This window comes from Algibacter sp. L1A34, assembly GCF_009796805.1.
Lineage (GTDB): Bacteria > Bacteroidota > Bacteroidia > Flavobacteriales > Flavobacteriaceae > Algibacter.
The window spans coordinates 3220118-3241245 of record NZ_CP047029.1; the positions used below are offsets into that span (position 1 = coordinate 3220118).

Consider the following 21128-nt stretch of genomic DNA (forward strand, 5'->3'; position numbering starts at 1 on the left):
CAACGGTTTATTTTTAAAATTCACAGTAATAAATAAAATAAAATTATGGATACAATACTTTCTCAATATAAAGCTACTGCAATAAGCGATGTTACTGTTTGGTTTAAGGCGGGTGCTGTTGCCGATTTTTTTGAAAACGGAGGAGGATGTGTAAAATATAAAGGAAAGCAAATAGCTGTTTTTAATTTTACAAGAACAAAACAATGGTTTGCCTGTCAAAATGTATGTCCACATAAAATGGAAATGGTCTTATCAAGAGGTATGTTAGGCGATGATAAAGGAGTTCCTAAAGTAGCTTGTCCATTACATAAAAAAACATTCTCATTAGAAACAGGTGAGAATTTAAATGGAGATTTAGATGCCATTGCAACTTATCCTGTTAAGATTGAAGAAGAAAATGTGTATATTGGCTTTTCAGATTAAAAAATGAAAAGATGAAACCTACAAGATTTGAAACTGCAATTGCTTTAATTGATAAAAAAAATGCTGAAGATGTGAATACGTATTCCGTTTCGGGTATGGAGTATCCAAAGGAATTATTGTATTCGCAACGCATGAGTAGAACCTTGTTACAGTTTGATTCAAATGCTTCTAAAGCCTTGCAAATAGCAGCTAGAGCACAGCATATTTGCCGTTGGAAAAGTGCTAGAAATGAATATCCAATGGATCGTGCTGGTTATTTAAAATGGCGTCAAGATTTAAAACAAATGCATGCTGAATTAACCAGTGATATTTTGAAGGAAGTAGGTTATGACGATGAATTTATAGATCGTGTTAAGGCTATTGTACTTAAAAAACTAATTAAGAAAAATAAAGAATCTCAGACTATTGAGGATGTTATTTGTTTAGTCTTTCTTGATTTTTACTTCGATGAATTTGCTGCTAAACACAGCGATGAAAAAATAATTGATATTCTACAAAAAACTTGGAAAAAAATGTCTGATGAAGGCCATGCCGAGGCATTGAAAATTAAGTTTTCCGAAAAGAGTTTGGCTTTAGTAAAACAAGCTATTTCTTAAAATTTTATGTAATATGACAAAAAACGGCAATTCTTTAGATCAGCGTACGTTTGGTAAATTGAGTCGTTTATATATTATTGCCTTAAGTACCATTGCTTTATCGGTAATTTTAAGTAATATTTTTGTTCGCCAGCATTTAAAGGCGCAGCAAAGCGATTCTACTGTTATAAATGTGGCGGGTAGGCAACGTATGCTGAGTCAAAAACTTACCAAAGAGATTTTATTGCTTGCTACTGCAGAAACTCCAGAAGCAAGAACTGTTATTAAAGATCGGTTAAAGAAAACATTGTTGCTTTGGCAATTATCCCATAATGCTTTGCAGGAAGGGGATGCTGAGCTAGGTTTACCTGCGAAAAATAGCAAAGATATTTCCATAAAATTTAAAGCATTAAATGTTGTTTTTGAAGTTATAGAAGAAGCTGCACAGCGCATTATTTCTAGTGTTGAAAGTAATGAGGAGTTGACATCAGTAAGTTTTAATAAAGATGTTAATTTGGTAAGAGATAACGAGGGTGATTTCTTGTTAATCATGGATCAAATAGTTAATCAGTACAGTTTAGAAGCGGATCAAAAAGTACGCTGGTTAGGCAAGTTGGAAACGCTTTTGATGGTTTTGACCTTAGTCATTTTATTAGGAGAATTACTCTTTATATTCTGGCCAACGGCAAAATCGGTTAGAGCAACGCTCGCCGAATTATTAAAAGCTGAAAAGCATGCAAAAAAAATGGCCTTCGATGCTGATGAGTTAAGCTTTGCAAAAGAAAAATCTATCAAAGAATTACGTGCTTTAAGTCAGGCAATGGATGAGACTCTGTTGTTTGCACGTATTCTATCTAGCGGACAAATTATTCACATTGGTAATAAGTTTTCAAGACGCTTTAAATTCTCTAGGTTTAATGATACGGCTATGTTTTGGAATGTTATGTCTTCTGTGGAAAGTGAAAAAATAGCATTTGAAAATTTAGTAACAAAATATAAAAAAACAGGTTGGCAAGGCGAAGTAAAGGCTACTACTAAAGAAGATGAAAGCGTTTGGTTAGAGATGGCAATTATTCCGTTTAGCCCAAATGATGAAAAAACGGAATTATTAATTATAGCTTCGGAAATTACAGAACGAAAAGCGGGACAATTAGAAATTGAACGCTTAAATAAAAAGAATTTTCAGGAAGAGATAAGTCAGCAAAAAATTATTTCTAGTAAAATTATTGAGAATCAAGAAAAGGAGCAAAACCGTATAGCTAAAGATGTTCATGATGGTATTGGACAAATGCTCACGGGTTTAAAATATAATTTGGAAAGCATAAATATTAATGATATAGAAAAAACGGCTTCCAAAATAGAACACCTTAAAGAACTTACCACTAATATTATAAAAGGTGTGCGTACGGCAACGTTTAATTTAACACCGCCGGAATTATCTGATCATGGTATTGTACCAGCAATAATTAAACTTACAAAAGAATTGGCAAGACTTACCGGAAAGGATATTGTGTTTTTTAATAAAACCGATTTTTCTGATCGGTTAGATTCTTTAGTTGAAATAAATATTTATAGAATAACTCAAGAAGCGATTAATAATGCCATAAAATATGCCGATTCCACTCATATTTTGGTGTCTTTAACTCATAGCAAAAATATACTAAGTATTGTTATTGATGATAACGGAAAAGGTTTTGATCCTCAAAATGTGAAAAACTTCAAAAATGCCGATGGAGGTATGGGTATGACTTTTATGAAAGAACGCATAAAGTATATCGATGGTCGTTTATTTTTAAGTTCAGAAGAAGGAAAAGGAACTCGAGTTACTTTAAATATTCCTTTAAATGATGATTGATTTTGTGTCTTTTTTGATATGTTAAGGAATCGAGATATCATGTACAATTAAAGTTTTTAATCACTATCACATTACTTGCTATCACACCTAACTAACAATCCAATTCAAAATTACGTAGCATTACTTAAAAAGTCTTACTTTTGTACTTATAATTGTTATTTATGGATATTATTAATGTTGTACTAGCAGATGATCATGTTTTAGTTCGCGATGGAATAAAAGCGCTTTTAGAAGATCAGTCTGGTATAGTTGTTATAGATGAAGCTTCGAATGGAAAAGAGGCTCTAGAGGTCATTAAAACCAATAAACCTCACGTACTAATTATAGATATACGTATGCCTGAAATGAATGGTATTGATGCCGTTAGAGAGGTTAATAGATTATATACAGATGTTCGAACACTGGTACTGTCTATGCATGATTCCGAAGAATATGTGTTACAAGCTATTCAAGCAGGAGCCGATGGTTACTTATTAAAAGGAGCAAGTAAAGAGGAGTTTTTAAAAGCCTTGAATAAAGTAGCTTCTGGTGGAAAATATTTTACGGGAGACGTATCGGCTATTATCATGAATAACTTTGTTAATGGTAATACAAATACTGCTGTTGCTCCAAAGGTAAAACCAATAGAAGATCCATTTAAACTTACAAAACGAGAAAAACAAATACTTAATTTAGTACTTCAGCTAAAAAATAACAAAGATATTGCAGATGAGCTAAACATTAGTAAACGCACAGCAGAGGTGCATCGTTTTAACCTGATGAAAAAACTGGAAGTTAAAAATTTAATGGAACTATCTAATAAAGCCAAGGAATTCGGGTTAGAATAAAAATATTAGTCATAATTACTTACTAGTTTTAAGTAGTGTTTATATATTAGAGTTGTTAAGTTTTTTGATAAGCTTTTCAACTCTTTTTTTTTGCTTTATTTTAATCAAAATTTAATTAATTTTTACTTATAATTATTTAATTATTATATGATTACGTGTTTTAGTATCTTCTACTAATTATCATAATATAAGTTTCTTCTTAAATTTTAATATCATTTTACCAGATCCTCAAAAAGCTTAATCTAAAATTATCAATCTAGCATAAATTTATAAATACGTATATTTTTTCTTGTAAATTAAGTAATTATACTTAGTTTTGTAAGTATAAAATTATCAATTATGGCAAATTTAGCACAAGAAAAGTCAACAACACTAAGTTTATTAGATTTTAAAAGCGTTTCTACACGTACGTTTTGGATCACGTCAATATCATTTTTCATGTGTTTCTTCGCATGGTTTGGTATTGTTCCGTTTATGCCTGATGTGGTTAAAGATTTAGGTTTAACACCAGATCAAAAATGGAATTCTATAATTCTAGCTGTTTCAGGAACCGTATTTGCGCGTTTGCTTATTGGTAAATTATGTGATAAGTATGGCCCAAGATTATGTTATACTTGGTTACTTACTATTGGTGCAATACCGGTTATATTATGTGGTTTGGTTCAAACACCAACGCAATTTTTAATTTGTAGATTATTTATAGGTTTCATTGGAGCCTCATTTGTTATCACGCAAGTACATACATCTTTAATGTATGCGCCAAATATTGTAGGTACAGCAAACGCAACATCTGCAGGATGGGGAAACCTTGGTGGAGGAGCAAATCGTTTAGGTATGCCGTTAATTGCTGCCGCTGTTGTTAGTTTTGGTGTAGCCGATGCCGATGCATGGAGATATTCTATGATTGTTGCAGGGATTGTTTGTTTCTGTATGGGAATTATTTATTTCTTCTTTACTAAAGATACGCTTAACGGAAACTTTAAAGATTTGAGAGCTTCAGGAGAGATGGTTTCAACTAAAAAAGATCAAATTGGGTTTTTAGAAGTTTTAAAAGATTATAGAGTTTGGATTTTATTTGTTGTTTATGCAGCAAGCTTTGGAATAGAATTAACGGTTTATGGTACTATGGATGATTATCTGCAAAACACCTTTCAATTAGAGCGTGTTACAGCAGGAAACATCGTGTTATCATTCGCATTAATGAATATTTTTGCAAGAACACTAGGTGGGTTTTTTGGAGATAAATTCGGAAAATTAAAAGGCTTAAGAGGTCGAGTTTTATTCTTAGCATTTATTTTAACAATACAAGGCTTAATGCTTATTACGTTCTCTACAACAACGAGTATTATGGTTGGTGTAACGTTCTTAATATTATTTAGTTTATCAGTTCAAATGGCAGAAGGCGCAACGTTTTCGGTAGTGCCATTTATTAATAAAAAAGCTATAGGTTCGGTTTCAGGAATTGTTGGAGCAGGAGGAAATGTAGGTGCCTTTTTAGCAGCAATGCTATTAAAATCACAATCGGCCGTAGCAGAAAAAGGCGCTATAATAGCCAGTCAAGGCTTAGGCGAAGAGGCCATTAAGGTCGCTCAATCAGCAGCATCAGCTACCGCAGTTTCTAGTGGCTATTTCATAATTGGTGTCACTGTGGTTTTAACTGCGGTAGTTTCTTTAACGATACGTTTTTCAACGGAAGATGAAAAGGTAGCGAAAGAAGAATCTATAGTAGAGCCCGAAAACTTAATTCTAGTGAAGTAAAAAGCTAGTTTTATTGTGGTATTTTTAATAAAAAAGTGATTAAAAGAATCTTTTTTTAAATATTCAGAATAATGAATAATTCATTTGTTTTCTGGAATTTATTAGTGTTACTTAGTGTAAAATGTGAATCTCAATGATTAAAAACGAAGTAAAAACAACGTGTTCATATTGTGGTGTAGGCTGCGGAATTATTGTTAAAAAAGATACCAATGGTAAAGTTTTGGTGGAAGGTGATAAAGATCATCCCGTTAACAAAGGTATGTTGTGCTCAAAGGGCATGAATTTACATTACGTGGCAAATGATGTTTCCGATAGAATTCTATATCCAGAAATGCGTTGGAGTCGTTCGCACCCTAGAGAGCGTGTTACTTGGGACGAAGGTTTAGATCGTGCAGCAAGTGTTTTTAAGTCTATAATCAAAAAACATGGTCCAGATAGCGTTGCGTTTTACGTATCGGGACAAAGTTTAACAGAGGAATATTACATTGCCAACAAACTTACTAAAGGGTTTTTAGGCACTAATAACATTGATACCAACTCAAGATTATGTATGAGTTCGGCAGTGGTTGGTTACAAAAAAACATTTGGAGAAGATAGTGTTCCAGTATCTTATGAAGATATTGAATTAGCTGATTGTTTTCTAATAACAGGAGCAAACCCAGCATGGTGTCATCCTATTTTGTTTCGTCGTATTGAAATGCGAAAAGAAACGAATCCTGAGGTTAAAATTATTGTTATTGATCCTCGAAAAACGGATTCAGCAAATTTTGCCGATTTACATTTACAATTGCTTCCAGGAACCGATGTTGTTTTATACAATGCCATTGGAAGATGCTTGTATAAACGTGGATTAATAGATGAAGAATTTATAAAAAAACATACTGAAGGTTTTCAGGATTATAAAGAATTAATATTTAAAACATCATTAAAGCAAGCCTCAAAAATTTGTGGTGTAGAAGAAAAGGATATTAGGAAAGCGGCTGATATTATTGGTGTTTCTAAAGGTTTTATAAGTATGTGGGCCATGGGACTCAACCAAAGTGTTGTAGGTACCGATAAAAATGTGTCTTTACTTAATTTATCTTTAATTACTGGCCAGGTTGGAAAACCAGGTTCGGGACCTTTCTCATTAACAGGACAACCAAATGCTATGGGTGGTCGTGAAGTAGGAGGTATGGCTAATTTACTTGCTGTACATAAGGATTTAGGTAATGAAGAACACCGTCGAGAAGTGGCTCAGTTTTGGGGTGTCGATAAAATTTCACCTAAACCAGGTTTAACGGCTACGGAACTATTTGATGCTTTAGAAAGCGGAAAAGTTAAGGCTGTTTGGATTGCTTGTACCAATCCTTTGGTAAGTATGCCTAACACACATAGTATTGAAAAGGCTATGAAAAAAGCTAAATTTGTGGTTGTTCAAGAAATTTCTCATAAAGCGGATACTTTAGAATATGCCGATTTAGTATTGCCAGCTGCTGGTTGGTTAGAGAAAGAAGGTACTATGACGAATTCTGAGCGTCGTATTTCATATTTACCGAAAGAAATAGAAGCTCCAGGAGAAGCGAGACCAGATGTCGAAATATTTTGTGATTTCGCACAACGAATGGGCTTTCGTGGGTTTAATTTTAATAATACTTCGGAAATTTACGATGAATACGCTGCAATGACAAAGGGAACAAATATTGATGTTTCTTATTTAAATTACGATAGATTAAAGAACGAAGGTACTTTTCAATGGCCAGTTCCAGAATATAGACATAAAGGTACACCACGTTTATTTGAAGATAAAAAATTCTATACGCCATCACAAAAAGCGATATTCAATTTACCATCAACGATCGAAAATAATTCGGTAAAACCCGATGGAGAACACCCTTTAATTTTAACAACAGGAAGAGTACGTGACCAATGGCACACCATGACAAAAACCGGGAAGGTATCACGATTAAAAACACATTACCCAACTCCCGTTTTAGAGATTAATCCGGTGGATGCTTTCTTAAATAAAATTAAAGACGGTGATATTTCAGAAATAAAAAGTACAAATGGCGTAGTTCGCGTTCGTGCTAAAGTAACCGATACTATTAAAAAAGGTGTTGTGTTTTTACCAATGCACTGGGGAAAACAGCTTCAAAGTAATTTAAATCGTGCAAACAATTTAACTAATACGCTTGTAGATCCAGTATCTAAAGAACCTGATTTTAAATTTACTTGTGTATCCGTTAAAAAATATAAAAAACCAGTCGATAAAATTATTATTGTTGGAGCAGGTGCAGCGGCATTTAGGTTTGTACAAAACTATAGAGAATCTAACGAGGTTGATGAGATTCATGTGTTTTCTAAAGAACCTAATTTATTCTATAACCGCGTATTATTACCTGAATATATTACTGAAGAATTAACATGGGACGCACTTCTTAAAATAAAACAAATAGAATTAAAAAAACTCAAAATAACCGTTCATCCAGAAACGTCCATTTCAAATATAGATTCTAAACATAACGTTGTTACAGATAGTAATGGTGAAGAGCATACATACAGTAAACTTATTTTAGCTACAGGAAGTCGCGCCTTTATACCAAAAGGAGTTCAAATTGATTTACCAGGTCGATTTACGATGAGAAACAAGAGTGATGCCGATAGTTTTAAAGCCTATTTAGATGCAACAAACTTACCTCCAGAAGAGCAACATGTTGTTATTGTAGGTGGTGGTTTGTTAGGTTTAGAGTTGGCAGCAGCCATGAAGCATAAAAATGTGAAAATCACTATTATTCAACGTGCATCACGTTTAATGGAACGCCAATTAGATAAGGTTTCTAGTAAACTTTTAGCTTTAGATGTGCATGAACGTGGTATTCAACTTTATTTTGATAATGAAGTTAGTACTGTTTTTGATGACGATGATACTGGCGAGATTAATATCACGCTTAAAAGTGGTAAATCTTTAACAGCAAACGCTATTGTGTATGCTATTGGTACGCGTCCTAATATAGAAATCGCTAAAGAAAATGGTATTCTTTGTGGTCGTGGTGTAAAGGTAAATCAGCATTTACAATCGTCTGTTCCAAATATATTTGCCATTGGTGAAATTGCAGAATTCAATAACCAGTTATTCGGAATAACATCGGCAGCAGAGGAGCAAGCTAATATTTTAGCGAACTTTATAGCAGGCGATATTAGTGTATCATACAGCGGTTCTGTTTTAATGAATATTTTAAAATTCAACGATTTAAATCTTTGTAGTATTGGAGAAATTAATATTCCGGAAAATGATTTAAGTTACGAGGAAATTATATTTACAGATATATCTAAGCGTTATTACAAAAAATGTATTGTAAAAGATGATTTACTAGTTGGCGCTGTTTTAATGGGTGATAAAAACGAATTTGCCGAGTTTAAAACCATGATTGAAAGTAAAATTGAAATGGCCGATAAACGAAATACGTTGCTTCGTGGTGCTTCAAACGATGTTCCTGTTATTGGTAAATTAGTTTGCTCTTGCAGCCAAGTGGGCGAAGGGAATATAGTAGAAGCTATAGAAAAAGGCTGTAACGATTTTACCGAGCTTTGTAACAAAACAGGAGCGGGCTTAGGTTGCGGAAGTTGTAAAACAGAGGTTAAAGAAATTTTGAATAACACCAAAGTATTAGCATAATTATGGAACCATATAGACTTAGAATTAACGGAGGTGTTTTATCACCAGGTGAATTAAAATATATTTGTGAGGCCGCAGAAGGCTTAGGTTTAGATGCTATTTCTTTTGGATCTCGACAAGATATTATTTTCCCGGAAAAGATAGATAAAGATAAGTTTTCTCAATTCGATAAAATTCAGTTTATACAACCCAAGCACGATGGTATAGAAAATATTGTATCATCTTATGTTTCGGCCGATATTTTGCCAAGCACCTCATGGCTTACCAGCGATCGCTACCTATATATATTAGAGCAATTTAAGCACGATTTAAAATTGCGAGTAAACATTATAGACCCCAAACAGCGCTTAGTACCTTTATTCACAGGAAATGTGAATTTTATAGCTTCAGGAAGTGAAGATTATTGGTATTTATATGTGCGTTTACCAGAGTGGCAAAAAACGGAAATGTATCCCGCATTAATTTATAGTTGGGATATGGATAAAATAGAATTGGCTATAGAGCAGGTATTACAGGAAGAGCCAGAAACCATGGAAACGTTATTCGATTTGGTTAACGATGCCGTTGAAACAAATAACCGTACCGTAGATAAACCACTAGAAGTTCCATTTTACCCATTTCCATATTATGAGGGTATGAACCGTTTTGGTGATAAATATTGGTTAGGTTTATATTGGAGAAATAACCGTTACGATTTAAATTTTTTAAAGGATTTGTGCGATTTATGTGCCGAAAGTAAAATAGGTAAAATATGTATTACGCCATGGAAATCCTTTATTGTAAAAGGAGTGCCTGTAGATTCTAAATTGCAATGGGAAAAGTTTTTGGGTAGCTACGGTATTAACGTACGCCACTCCATGTTAGAGCTTAATTGGCATTTACCGGTAAATGATAAAGATGCGCTAAACCTAAAAAAGTATTTGGTAACAAACTTCGATCAAAACGATATAAGTACTTATGGTTTAACATTTGGGATTTCAAATTTCGAAAGTAAAGCCTATCATTTTACATCTGTAGTTATAGAAAAAAATAAAAAACCTGAACTTTTGGGTGATTTCGTAATTCGTGATACTTACAATTTGTTGTATGCTAAAAATTTCGACCCAAACACAGGGGAATACATTATGCATGTACAAGACGTTGATAAAGTTGAGCTTCCCGGACTTTTAATGGAGTTAAGTAAACTCTATTTTAAGCAATTAGGAACGCAACGCGAAGAGATTAAGGCCAAAGAAATTAAGAAAGAAGCCACCGAGGAAAACGTTTACCAATGTCAAGATTGTTTAACCATTTATAACGAGGTATTTGGAGATATTACTCAAGATATTGATCCTAACACACGCTTTGAAGATCTCGATGAAACTTATGAATGTTCCCTTTGCGAAGCTCCTAAAAGCCATTTTCAAAAAAAGACTTTAGTTAAATAATATTTTTTAGAAGCTATTTCCTGCTATCCGCTATATCTTTTTTTTGCGGACAAATTCTTAGTGGTTTTTCATCTAAAAAATTATTTTTACAATATCAATTTAGCGATATCAAATAACTCAAAAAAGGATGCCGCTACTATCAGGGCTAAACTATCAGCCAAAGCTATTTTCAATCCAATATTCTTATAAGTTTTATAAAAATAGTAGAAAATTCAACTTCAAAATTATATTGTTTTACAGCGACAAAACCTACAAGAAAAATGGCTTAGTTTAAAAGCCCTACAAGGGTTTTCAGGGTTTGTCGAGCAATTAATTAGATATCAAATTAAATCGTAAATTTTCGTTTAACCATTCGTCGATACTTAATCGTTATTGAACTTCATTAAAATCCAATTTATCGAATTACAAATTTAAATTTAGAGTTTATAATTACTTTTACTCCAAATCTAAGAAAAAGAAGAAATGCTAATGAAAACTTTAAATATATTATTAATAGAAGACGACATGATTGAGGTTATGAAATTTCAACGTACAATCTCGTCGCTTAAACTTGACCATAAAATTATAGAAGCCAATAACGGAGAAGACGCTTTAAAATTTTTAGAAAAAAAAGACGAATTACCTGACATAATTTTGTTAGATTTGAATATGCCAAAGATTAATGGTATAGAGTTTTTAAACATTTTAAAATCTGATGATGTACTAAAGTATATACCTACTATAATTTTAACAACCTCCCAAAATCAAAAAGATTTATTAGAGTGTTATAAAATAGGTATCGCAGGTTATGTTTTAAAACCCTTGAAATACGAAGATTATGTTTCCAAAATAGAGAAACTTTTGGCATACTGGAGTATTAATGAATTAAAACAAATATAGATGAAAGGTATCGTTTTTACTGAATTTTTAGATTTAGTTGAAGATAAGTTTGGGTTAGAAATGGTTGATAGAATTATAACCAGTTCAACCTTAGATTCAGAAGGTGTTTACACAGCAGTAGGAACGTATAGTTTTTCTGAAATGCTACAATTATTGCAGCATTTAAGTGAAAACACAGGTATTTCAATAGATAATTTATTATTGGTTTACGCAGAACACTTTTTTAGTGTTATCGAGAAAAGTTATCCAGGACTTTTAGCAACATACAAAGACCCGATTGAAATGATTTCTTCCGTAGAAAATCATATTCATGTAGAGGTTAGAAAAATTTATCCAGATGCAGAACTGCCGACTTTTGAGGTGGTTGAAAAAACAGAAAACTCTTTAATTCTTATATATAAATCAAGTAGAGCGATGCATCATTTTGGTTTAGGGTTAATGAATAAAACTTTTGAACACTTTAACTCTACAGCTAAAATTGATTTAGAAAATATTAAAGAAGACGGAACGGAAGTTAGATTTATTATTCAAAAAAATTAATGAGTCAGGATCAAAGTGAAATACTAAAACGTGCTTTAAAACGAGAAAAGGCTGCTAGAAAAGCGGCAGAGGCTATTCTTGAAGAGAAATCAAGGAAGCTCTATTTTACTACCCAAAGGTTAGAATCTTTATTAGACGAAAAATCCTCAGAATTAGAAGGAGTTTTTGTAAACATAATAGATGCATACGTTGTAATGGATCTACAGGGCAACATTCTTAAGTTTAATGAATCTGCAACAAAATTATTTGGTTACGATATAGATAACGAAGAGATAAATGTCTCTAAACTAATCTATATTGAAGATTATGAATACGCCATAACTTCCTTTATGGAGTTAACGGAAAAAGGTTTTTTTAAGGATTATGAGGCAAGAGTATATACCAAATCTAAAGAGGTTAAATGGGTACATATTAATGCTAGTATTATTTTTGATAAAGATAAAAACCCCGTAGCTGCCCAAGGTATTGTTAGAGATATTACAGATCAAAAAAAATCTGCAGAAAAATTAATAGAGTCAGAAAACAGATTATCTACACTTATTTTAAATTTAGATAGTGGTATTGTTTTAGAAGACGAAAATAGAAATATAGTACTCACAAATAATAAATTTTGTGAGCTTTTTGGTATAAATGCAAATCCTAAAGACCTTGTAGGTATGGATTGCGCTAAGGCATCAGAACAAAATAAGGTTTTATTTAAAGATCCAGTATCGTTCATGGAGCGAATGCGCGCTATTGATTCAGAAAAAAAAACAGTAATTGGAGACGAACTAGTAATGCTAGATGGTAAGATACTAGAGCGTAATTACATGCCAATAATAATAGAAGGAGAACGTAAAGGGTATTTATGGACCTTTACAGATATTACCCTAAAAAGAACTTACAGAAAAAGTCTAGAAGCACAAAAACAAAAATATTACAGCATTATTGCTAACATGAACCTTGGTATGGTTGAAGTTAATAATAAAGAGGAAATTTTGATGGTAAATCAAAGCTTTGAGAAAATGTCTGGTTATACTGAAGCAGAAATTTTAGGGAAAAATGCAAGAAAGCTTTTCTCTATCGAAGATCAATCTGGTATTATTATAGAAGAGAGTAAAAAGCGTAAAAATGGAGTATCAAGCTCTTATGAGTTTAAAGCCATTTGCAAAAAAGGAAAGACTAGACATTGGTTAATAAGTGGAGCACCCAATTATAATTTAGATGGTGAAATAGTTGGTTCTATAGGTATACATTTAGATATTACGGAACTTAAGAATCTAGAGCTTCAAAAAGAAAAATTACTAGAAAAGCTAGAAAAAAGTAACGATGAGTTACAAGAGTATGCACACATTGTATCTCATGATTTAAAATCGCCATTACGCAGTATACATGCTTTGGTTAGTTGGTTAAAAGAAGATAATCAAGGTAAGATAGATGATGTAAGTCTTCAAAATTTTGGTCTTATTGAAACCACTTTGGAGAAAATGGAAATGTTGATTACCGATGTTTTAAATTACTCAAGTGTTGGATCGGACATTTCAGAAAAAACAGATGTAGATTTAGATAGTTTAATAAGCGAGTTAATAACAATTTTATACATTCCGGAGCATATTAAAGTTGAGTTTTTAAATCCATTACCGAGTTTAAAAGGAGATAAAACGAAGCTCCAGCAATTATTTCAGAACCTAATAAGTAACTCTGTTAAGTTTATAGATAAGGAACAAGGAAGTATTATAATTGGTTTTGACGATTTAAAAAGTCACTACAAGTTTTCAATAAAAGATAACGGAATAGGTATTGATAAAAAGTATCATGATAAAATATTTAAAATATTCCACTCATTAAAGAAAAGTAAAGATTCTTCAGGAATTGGATTATCCATCGTTAAGAAAATTGTCGATTTACATGAAGGTGAAATATGGTTAGATAGTGAACCAAATGTAGGGACCACTTTTTATTTTACATTAAAAAAATAACAATGAAAACAGTACAATTAGTTAAACATAAAAATAAAGATTGGGAATATGTAATCGAAAATCAAGAATTAAGGGAGCCCTTAGTTTTAGTATTTGGAAACAGATATATGTTGGAAGACGATTCTATTTATGAAGAAATTAGACAACAGTTTCCTGATGGGCATATTATTTTTGGTTCTGCTTGTGCCGAAATTTCATCGAATACGGTAAACGAAGAAAGTATTACGGTAACAGCTATAGAGTTTGAGAAAAGTGAATTTTTAATTAAAACTAGTAATGTTTTAAATACAGATTTAGATAGTTTTAAAACAGGAAACGATTTAATTAATCAATTTCCGCAAGAAGGATTAAAATATGTGTTTGTAGTATCCGAAGGTAGTTTTGTTAATGGTAGCCAACTTACAAAAGGGATGAGTGCTTCAACAGATGATAATTTGGTTATTACTGGCGGATTATGTGGTGATGATGCTCGATTTGAAAAAACATTAGCCTCTTACAACGAAAACCCAAAAGAAGAAGAGCTAGTAGCTGTTGGTTTTTATGGAGAAACGTTGGAAATATCTTTTTCTATTCATGGCGGATGGACACCTTTTGGACCAGAACGTATTGTTACAAAATCTGAAGGTAATATACTTTACGAACTAGATGGTTTACCAGCTCTAGATTTATACAAAAATTATTTAGGAGAAAAAGCTAAAGATTTACCTGGAGCTGCCTTATTATATCCTTTTAGCGTTACAACAGAAGGAGAAAGGCAATCTATTGTGAGGTCTATATTAAATATTGATGAAGAAAAGAATGCCGTTATTTTAGCTGGCGATATTATAGAGAAAGCTAAAGTGCAACTCATGATGACTAATGTCGATAATATTGCAAATGCATCGGAGCGTGCTGCAAGACAAGCCTTAGAATACAGAGTAAACAAGCCGCAACTTGCAATACTTATTAGTTGTATTGGTAGAAAATTAGTACTCGACCAACGTGTAGAAGAAGAAATAGAAGAAGTTATTGAGGTAATTGGTAAAGATGCTGTAATTACTGGTTTCTATTCTTATGGAGAAATTGCTCCTTTTCATGGAGAATCAGCATGTCAATTACATAACCAAACTATGACGATAACGCTTATAAGTGAATAATGAATTCATTACTGAAAAGACAAATACGTAAATTTTTAAGTGAAGAATTAAAAAACGATGAAGGTTTAACAGCGTTTTTTGAAGCTGTAGATTTGTCTTATAATAATTTTGACGAGCAATCTAATATGATTCAAAGAGCTATGTCTATTAGTTCAGAAGAATTGTATACAGCTAATAGAAAGCTGCAAAATGAAGCCAATGAGCAAAAAGAAGTTATTGAAAAACTAAAAAAAGTAATAAATACTTTAAAATTTTATGATTTAAAGGAAAATGAAAAACCTAAAAACATTGAATTAACAGGTTCTAATTTAGTAGATTTTATTGATAATCAAACCAAAGAGATTATCGAGATGAATAAGCAAAAGCAAGCGCTTTTAAACGAACTAGCTCACCAAAACCAGGAGCTTAGCGATTATGCGCATATGGTATCTCACGATTTAAAATCTCCCTTACGTAGTATAGATACTTTAACATCATGGTTAAAAGAAGATTATCAAGATTCGGTTGATGATAATGGTAAAAAATCACTAGATCTTATTAGGTCTAATGTAGAAAAAATGGATACCTTAATTAGTGGTATTTTGGAGTATTCTACCATAGGTAAAAACCAGATTGAAGTTTATGACGTTAATTTAAATAAACTCATAAAAGATATATTAATAACGACTCCAATTCCCGAACATATTAGTATTACAAAAACTATTTTACCAACAATAAAAGGTGATAAGTACAGGTTGCAACAACTGTTTCAAAACTTAATTGGTAATGCTGTAAAATATAACGATAAAACCCACGGAACTATCGAAATAGGGGTAGAAGACCAACTCGATTATTGGCAATTTCATGTAAAAGATAACGGAAAAGGTATTGAAGAAACCTACTTTAATAAAATATTTAAAACCTTTATCAAGTTAGAAAACAATCCGGAATCCTCAGGTATTGGATTATCTATTGTTAAAAAAATAGTCGAATTATACGGTGGTAAAATATGGATAGAATCTCAAGTTAATATTGGAACCACTTTTTATTTCACTTTAAAAAAATCTATAAATGGAACAACCCAACCAAACTTACATAAATAGCTTATCTGGAGACGATGAAGCTTTTAAGCAAAAATTAATAAATATTATTAAAAAAGAGTTTCCAGAAGAGAAACAAGAGTACTTTGACAACTATAATGCTAAAAATTTTACATTAGCAGCAGATAATGTACACAAACTTAAACATAAAATTAGTATTTTAGGCCTTGAAAAGAGTTATGATGTTGCTGTAGCTTACGAAATGAATTTATTGGAAGGTTCAACCGACCAAAAAGACGAATTTGAAGCTATTTTAAATGCCATAACTAAATATCTTGAAGACATCTAAATATTATTTATGAATTGTATTGTTATTGACGACGAAGCTACAGCTAGAATGATTATTTCTCAACTATGCTCAAATGTGCCGAGTCTTAATGTATTAGAAGATTTTCCTAATGCCATGCAAGCCATAAAATATTTAAACCAAAATGAAGTAGATTTAATTTTCTTAGATATACACATGCCAGATTTTACAGGTTTCGATTTTATTGATACCTTAAAAAATCCACCAAAAATAATTTTAACAACATCAGATCCTAACTTTGCAATTCAGGCATTCGAGTACGATTGCATTGTAGATTATTTGGTGAAACCAATATCTCAAGAACGTTTTGATAAAGCGATATTAAAAGCCGAAGCAAAGCAAAGTACACCTATTAAAACTATTTCAAAATCTGAAAAAACAGAAACGACTTCGGGTAATGATTTATATGTAAATATTGATAGGCGTTTGATAAAAATAGATATCCCAAGTATTTATTTAATTGAAGCAAAAGGGGATTATATTCAAGTTAAAACAGAAGGCAAAAACTACACAGTACATTCTACATTAAAGAAGATCGAAGACAAATTACCTGATGATTTGTTTTTAAAAGTACACCGATCTTACATTATAAACATCAAAAAAATTATCGATATTGAAGATAATAGTGTACTTATTAAAAAAGATGTTATTCCTGTAAGTCGTTCTAACAGACCAGAACTTATGAAGCGTTTGAACTTGCTTTAATTGCTGTAAATCAAAATATTAAACATTTTTTTATCTAATTTATTCTTTCATAAACATGAAAGAATGTTCTTTTTTTTCTTCATTTCTAGTGATTTTATCGGTGAAATGTAGATAAAAGTATTCATCTTTTAAGTTTTACCATTCGTCGATACTTCAAATTCAGCTAATCGAAAAATGTCAAATTCAACTGTCTTTCCTTATAATTTTGTCATCAAATTAATCCAATTACGATGAAGAAATTATTACTTATCACTGCAGTTTTATTATCCGCTTTTTTAACCTCTTGTTCTGTAGAAGAAGATGTTACAGCGCCAGAGGAATATAATTCAGAAACCATAAATGTAACATATACCCAAATGGATTATGATATTGCTGAGTTAATTAATGAACATAGAACTTCACAAGGATTAGTAGAATTAAATATTTTAAATAAAGCCTCTAAAGAAGCTATTTCTCATAATACCTATATGGTTAAACAAGGAACTCCGAGTCACGATTTTTTTTATGTGCGTTCCGAGAATCTAAAAAAGGAAGCTAAAGCTATAGTGGTTTCCGAAAATGTAGGATATGGTTTTAGTACGGCAAAAACTTTAGTTAAAGCTTGGTTGGAAAGCGAAGAACATAGAAAAAATCTAGAAAATCCTAACTTTACAGATATGGGGATTTCTTCTAAAAAAGATGAAAATGGAAGAAATTACTTCACTAATATTTTTGTAAAAAGATAACTACAAAATTGGTTTAACTACATTAATCTACCATTCGTCTACACTAAAATCGAAGTAAACGAAAAACAAAATTTTCAACGTATTTATAAAGTAAATTTGTTCTATCATAAAAACCCAAATCATGACAACAGCATTACCTTTCTTAAAAAACAAAATACTTGTACTTATTGCGCTGATATTTAGTTTAATGAGTTCTTCACAAAACACACCTTTTAATTGTGATTATAGTGCTTATCTTTTTCAATATAACGATGTTTACGCGATTGATTTAGCTTCTGGAAATTCGTTTCTTGCTGCGGAGAATATCACTTCTGGAAATATTAATGCAACTGCCTACAATCCTGCAGATGGTTATATTTGGGGATATTTAAGTACACCTTCTCAAACTATTGTTAGAATAGGAAAAGATTTTAAAACTACATCTTTTAATATTCCTGAACTTGATACTAAAAATAAATATATTGGAGATGTTAATCCAGATGGTATATATTTTTTGAAAGGTGGCGGAAGCACTTATTATAAAGTAGATTTAAACCCAGAATCTGCTAATTATTCAAAATATTTATCTACAGAAACATTATCGCAGAATATTAGTATTCATGATTGGGCTTTCAATGCTGTAGATGGTAACTTATATGCTTTAGAAAAAACGTCTAATATTTTATATAGAATTAATCCGGTAACTAGTGCTGTTGAAAGTTTGGGTGAAGTTCCAATTTTAGCGGGATTAAACTATACATATGGTGCTGTTTATTTTGATGCCGATGGTCGTTTTTACGTATCAGCCAATCAAACAGGAACTATTTACGTAATACAAAGTGTTCAAGATTTAACCCCCGAATCTACCATGGACTCTAACTTATTCGCATTTGGACCTTCAAGTGCAAGTAACGATGGAGCGCGTTGCCCTACAGCTCCAGTTGCTCAAGAAATTTGTGATAACGGAATTGATGATGATGGAGATGGATTAATAGATTGTGAAGATCCATCATGCTCTGGTTATACAGGTTGTCCTGTGGTATCTTTCTCCTCAACTTCTAGCGGAAACGATGGTGGTTTGGAAAGTAATAATAGATTATCACAACAAATTAGCCAAAGAAATTTTAATAGAGCTAAAAGTAATTATAAGTTTAATCAAACTACAGCAAAACGTTTTGCTAAGTCTAAACAATACGGAAGATCTACGGCTAGTAAAAATGGTGTTTTTCAATTGTCAGATTTAATGCCTTTAGATGTTATTAATGAAGATGATGTTATCGAATCTTCTCCAACAGATTTAATAGGTATTACAAATGCAACAGAGGTGTATTCTGTAGATTATATGAGAAATAATGAGTCTGTAGCTTCAATACTTTTATTAAAAACAGAAAATGGTGTTTATGAGCATACAAAGTACATTTGTGATCGTTTATTAGGAGCGCAATTAATTTCAGTTTCAACTATAGAAATCAACGACCACCAATTTATTAAATCTTTAATTAGAACCATTGAAGGTACTGTCGAGTTTGTATTAAGCCTTTCTGCAAAATCAATAAATAACGATCAAAACTTCGGAATTGAAAGCCACTGGAATTTAGATAAATATGAAGATAATATAGGGTTTTATAACTTTCAAATCTGGTCTAATTCGTTAGACGATTTATTAAAATTAGGAGAAGAAGTTGTTCAGCTTTTAGATGTTCAAAAACCAATTGATAATTATAATAACTCAACACCTCCAACGGTATTTGTTAGAACAGGTCATTATAACAACGGTAAATTAAATCTTCAAATTGTAAATACAAATAGGAGTGAAGCGGTTGTTTTTGATGGTGGTGTAAGAACAACAGAAACACACGAGGTAGAGTATGTTTCAACTAATATTAATTTAACCGGTGATTATATTTCTAATATTGAAGTTGATGCAGGAAGCTTATTCGATATTGGATTTAGAATAGGTGATGGCGTTCAAACTCCAGACGATTTATTTATGTCGGACGGTCCATGGGGTTATGATGATGCTGCTCCTAGTACTCAAGTTACAGAATATACAATAGCCGCAAACACAGAAGCACTAAGTGATGAAGATTTTAATATAGAACGTAACATTACGTTAAAAGCTAAAACTAGCGAATACATAGCTGCTTATCGCGCTTTAACTCCTAAGTTTAATCCAATTGATTTAACAGACTATAAAAGTTTTAAATTTGAAGCAAAAGGCACAGGAACACTTATTGTAAGATTAGTAAAAGAGAGTGTTACCAACTGGGAAACTCAATATAAAACCTCAGTTAATTTAACTAACGATATAGCAAGCTACATATTACCATTTTCAGAATTTGAATCTAGTAATGGAGAAGCATTAGATGCTAGCGATGTTACATCTATTGTATTTACTATGTTGGCCGAAAATGGAGAAGAAGTTATAAAGGAAATGACTTTAGAGCAACTTCGTTTCTCAACAGCAGGAACGTTATCTGTGTCTAAAATATCAGAAGATAATGGTTTAATTACAGCAGCTATACCTAACCCAATGACTTCTAAAACAGGTATTCAATTTACAGCAGAACAAGCAGAGAATGTTGAACTTTTAGTTTATAATCAGTTAGGTAGTTTAGTAAATAAAATTCCTTTTAGTTCAAAACTAGGTAAAAATGAAATTGTACTTCACCGTGGAAATTTAAGCAATGGCATCTATTTCTGTAAAATAAAAAGTAGTACATCTACATACAAAACCACAAAACTACTTCTAGAATAATTAATAGCAAATTAATCTTGTAGTATGGTAAAAGACGTAAGTTTTTTACCATTTTTTTGTTTAAATAAGTTCTAGTTTAACCGATTAAATTAGGCGTACTTTTAAATTGTTGTCTTTACTTTAATAAATCAGGTTTTGTTCGCTACCAACTTAATACAAAAGGATTTTATGGGTTTACTTTAAGAGAGATTTTGAAGGTTAGTATTGTTGTTTTCTTTTATTATTAATTGTCTTAAGCGTATTGAAATAATTATGACTATTAAAATGAAATAGAGTTGGATTTGCTTAACTGATAAAAGAGTAAGATAGGCAGTGAATGATTAAAATAGTACTCTTATTAACTAAAAGAGCCGAATTTGTGACTCTATTTATTACATATTAATTAAGAAGTGCTTTAGTGAGAACTTCTTTGAGTATATATTAGATGAAGCATAGTTTTTGATTGCGAACCTTTTTAATTTGATTAACTTTTTTTAGACAGAATTTTTATAACAAAAAAAGACACTATTAAATAGTGCCTTTTTTCATGAATTCATATTTAA

General features: G+C 31.7%; 16 protein-coding genes. All 16 read left to right on the top strand.

What is annotated here, in order from left to right; all coding sequences use genetic code 11:
- Positions 1–45: 45 nt before the first annotated feature.
- Positions 46–423, top strand: a complete 378-nt coding sequence (nirD, locus tag GQR97_RS13580; RefSeq protein ID WP_158849299.1) for a nitrite reductase small subunit NirD — start codon at positions 46–48, stop codon at positions 421–423.
- 11 nt (positions 424–434) lie between these two features.
- Entirely contained in the window at positions 435–1019 is a 585-nt protein-coding gene (locus tag GQR97_RS13585; RefSeq protein ID WP_158849301.1) for a DUF4202 domain-containing protein, read from the top strand.
- A gap of 13 nt (positions 1020–1032) precedes the next feature.
- Entirely contained in the window at positions 1033–2853 is a 1821-nt protein-coding gene (locus tag GQR97_RS13590; protein ID WP_158849303.1) for an ATP-binding protein, read from the top strand.
- Positions 2854–3014: 161 nt separating this feature from the next.
- The gene (locus tag GQR97_RS13595; RefSeq protein WP_158849306.1) at positions 3015–3680 is read left to right on the top strand and encodes a response regulator transcription factor; all 666 of its coding nucleotides are present in this window, start codon (positions 3015–3017) and stop codon (positions 3678–3680) included.
- A 339-nt stretch (positions 3681–4019) separates the two neighbouring features.
- Complete coding sequence (locus tag GQR97_RS13600; RefSeq protein ID WP_158849308.1) at positions 4020–5438, top strand: MFS transporter; 1419 nt, start codon at positions 4020–4022, stop codon at positions 5436–5438.
- A 133-nt stretch (positions 5439–5571) separates the two neighbouring features.
- Positions 5572–9093 carry a nitrate reductase gene (locus tag GQR97_RS13605; RefSeq protein ID WP_158849310.1) on the top strand — a complete coding sequence of 1174 codons (3522 nt, stop codon included), beginning with the start codon at positions 5572–5574 and terminating at the stop codon, positions 9091–9093.
- Between the two features lie 2 nt (positions 9094–9095).
- Entirely contained in the window at positions 9096–10520 is a 1425-nt protein-coding gene (locus tag GQR97_RS13610) for a rubredoxin domain-containing protein (protein WP_158849312.1), read from the top strand.
- A gap of 468 nt (positions 10521–10988) precedes the next feature.
- On the top strand, positions 10989–11399 hold the full coding sequence (locus tag GQR97_RS13615) for a response regulator (RefSeq protein WP_158849314.1): 411 nt from the start codon (positions 10989–10991) through the stop codon (positions 11397–11399).
- Positions 11400–11939, top strand: a complete 540-nt coding sequence (locus GQR97_RS13620) for a heme NO-binding domain-containing protein (RefSeq protein ID WP_158849316.1) — start codon at positions 11400–11402, stop codon at positions 11937–11939.
- Positions 11939–13897 (top strand): PAS domain-containing sensor histidine kinase, encoded by a 1959-nt coding sequence (locus tag GQR97_RS13625; RefSeq protein WP_158849318.1) that lies wholly within the window; start codon positions 11939–11941, stop codon positions 13895–13897. Before GQR97_RS13620 ends, GQR97_RS13625 begins: the two co-directional genes overlap by 1 nt.
- A 2-nt stretch (positions 13898–13899) precedes the next feature.
- Positions 13900–15033, top strand: coding sequence for an FIST signal transduction protein (locus GQR97_RS13630; protein WP_158849320.1), 1134 nt, complete (start codon positions 13900–13902; stop codon positions 15031–15033).
- Positions 15033–16115, top strand: coding sequence for a sensor histidine kinase (locus GQR97_RS13635; RefSeq protein WP_158849322.1), 1083 nt, complete (start codon positions 15033–15035; stop codon positions 16113–16115). Before GQR97_RS13630 ends, GQR97_RS13635 begins: the two co-directional genes overlap by 1 nt.
- On the top strand, positions 16084–16401 hold the full coding sequence (locus tag GQR97_RS13640; protein WP_158849324.1) for an Hpt domain-containing protein: 318 nt from the start codon (positions 16084–16086) through the stop codon (positions 16399–16401). The genes GQR97_RS13635 and GQR97_RS13640 overlap by 32 nt, the downstream gene beginning before the upstream one ends.
- A 9-nt stretch (positions 16402–16410) precedes the next feature.
- On the top strand, positions 16411–17124 hold the full coding sequence (locus GQR97_RS13645) for a LytR/AlgR family response regulator transcription factor (protein ID WP_158849326.1): 714 nt from the start codon (positions 16411–16413) through the stop codon (positions 17122–17124).
- Between the two features lie 230 nt (positions 17125–17354).
- On the top strand, positions 17355–17849 hold the full coding sequence (locus GQR97_RS13650) for a CAP domain-containing protein (RefSeq protein ID WP_158849328.1): 495 nt from the start codon (positions 17355–17357) through the stop codon (positions 17847–17849).
- A 121-nt stretch (positions 17850–17970) separates the two neighbouring features.
- Positions 17971–20586, top strand: a complete 2616-nt coding sequence (locus GQR97_RS13655) for a DUF6923 family protein (RefSeq protein ID WP_158849330.1) — start codon at positions 17971–17973, stop codon at positions 20584–20586.
- Positions 20587–21128: the final 542 nt, after the last annotated feature.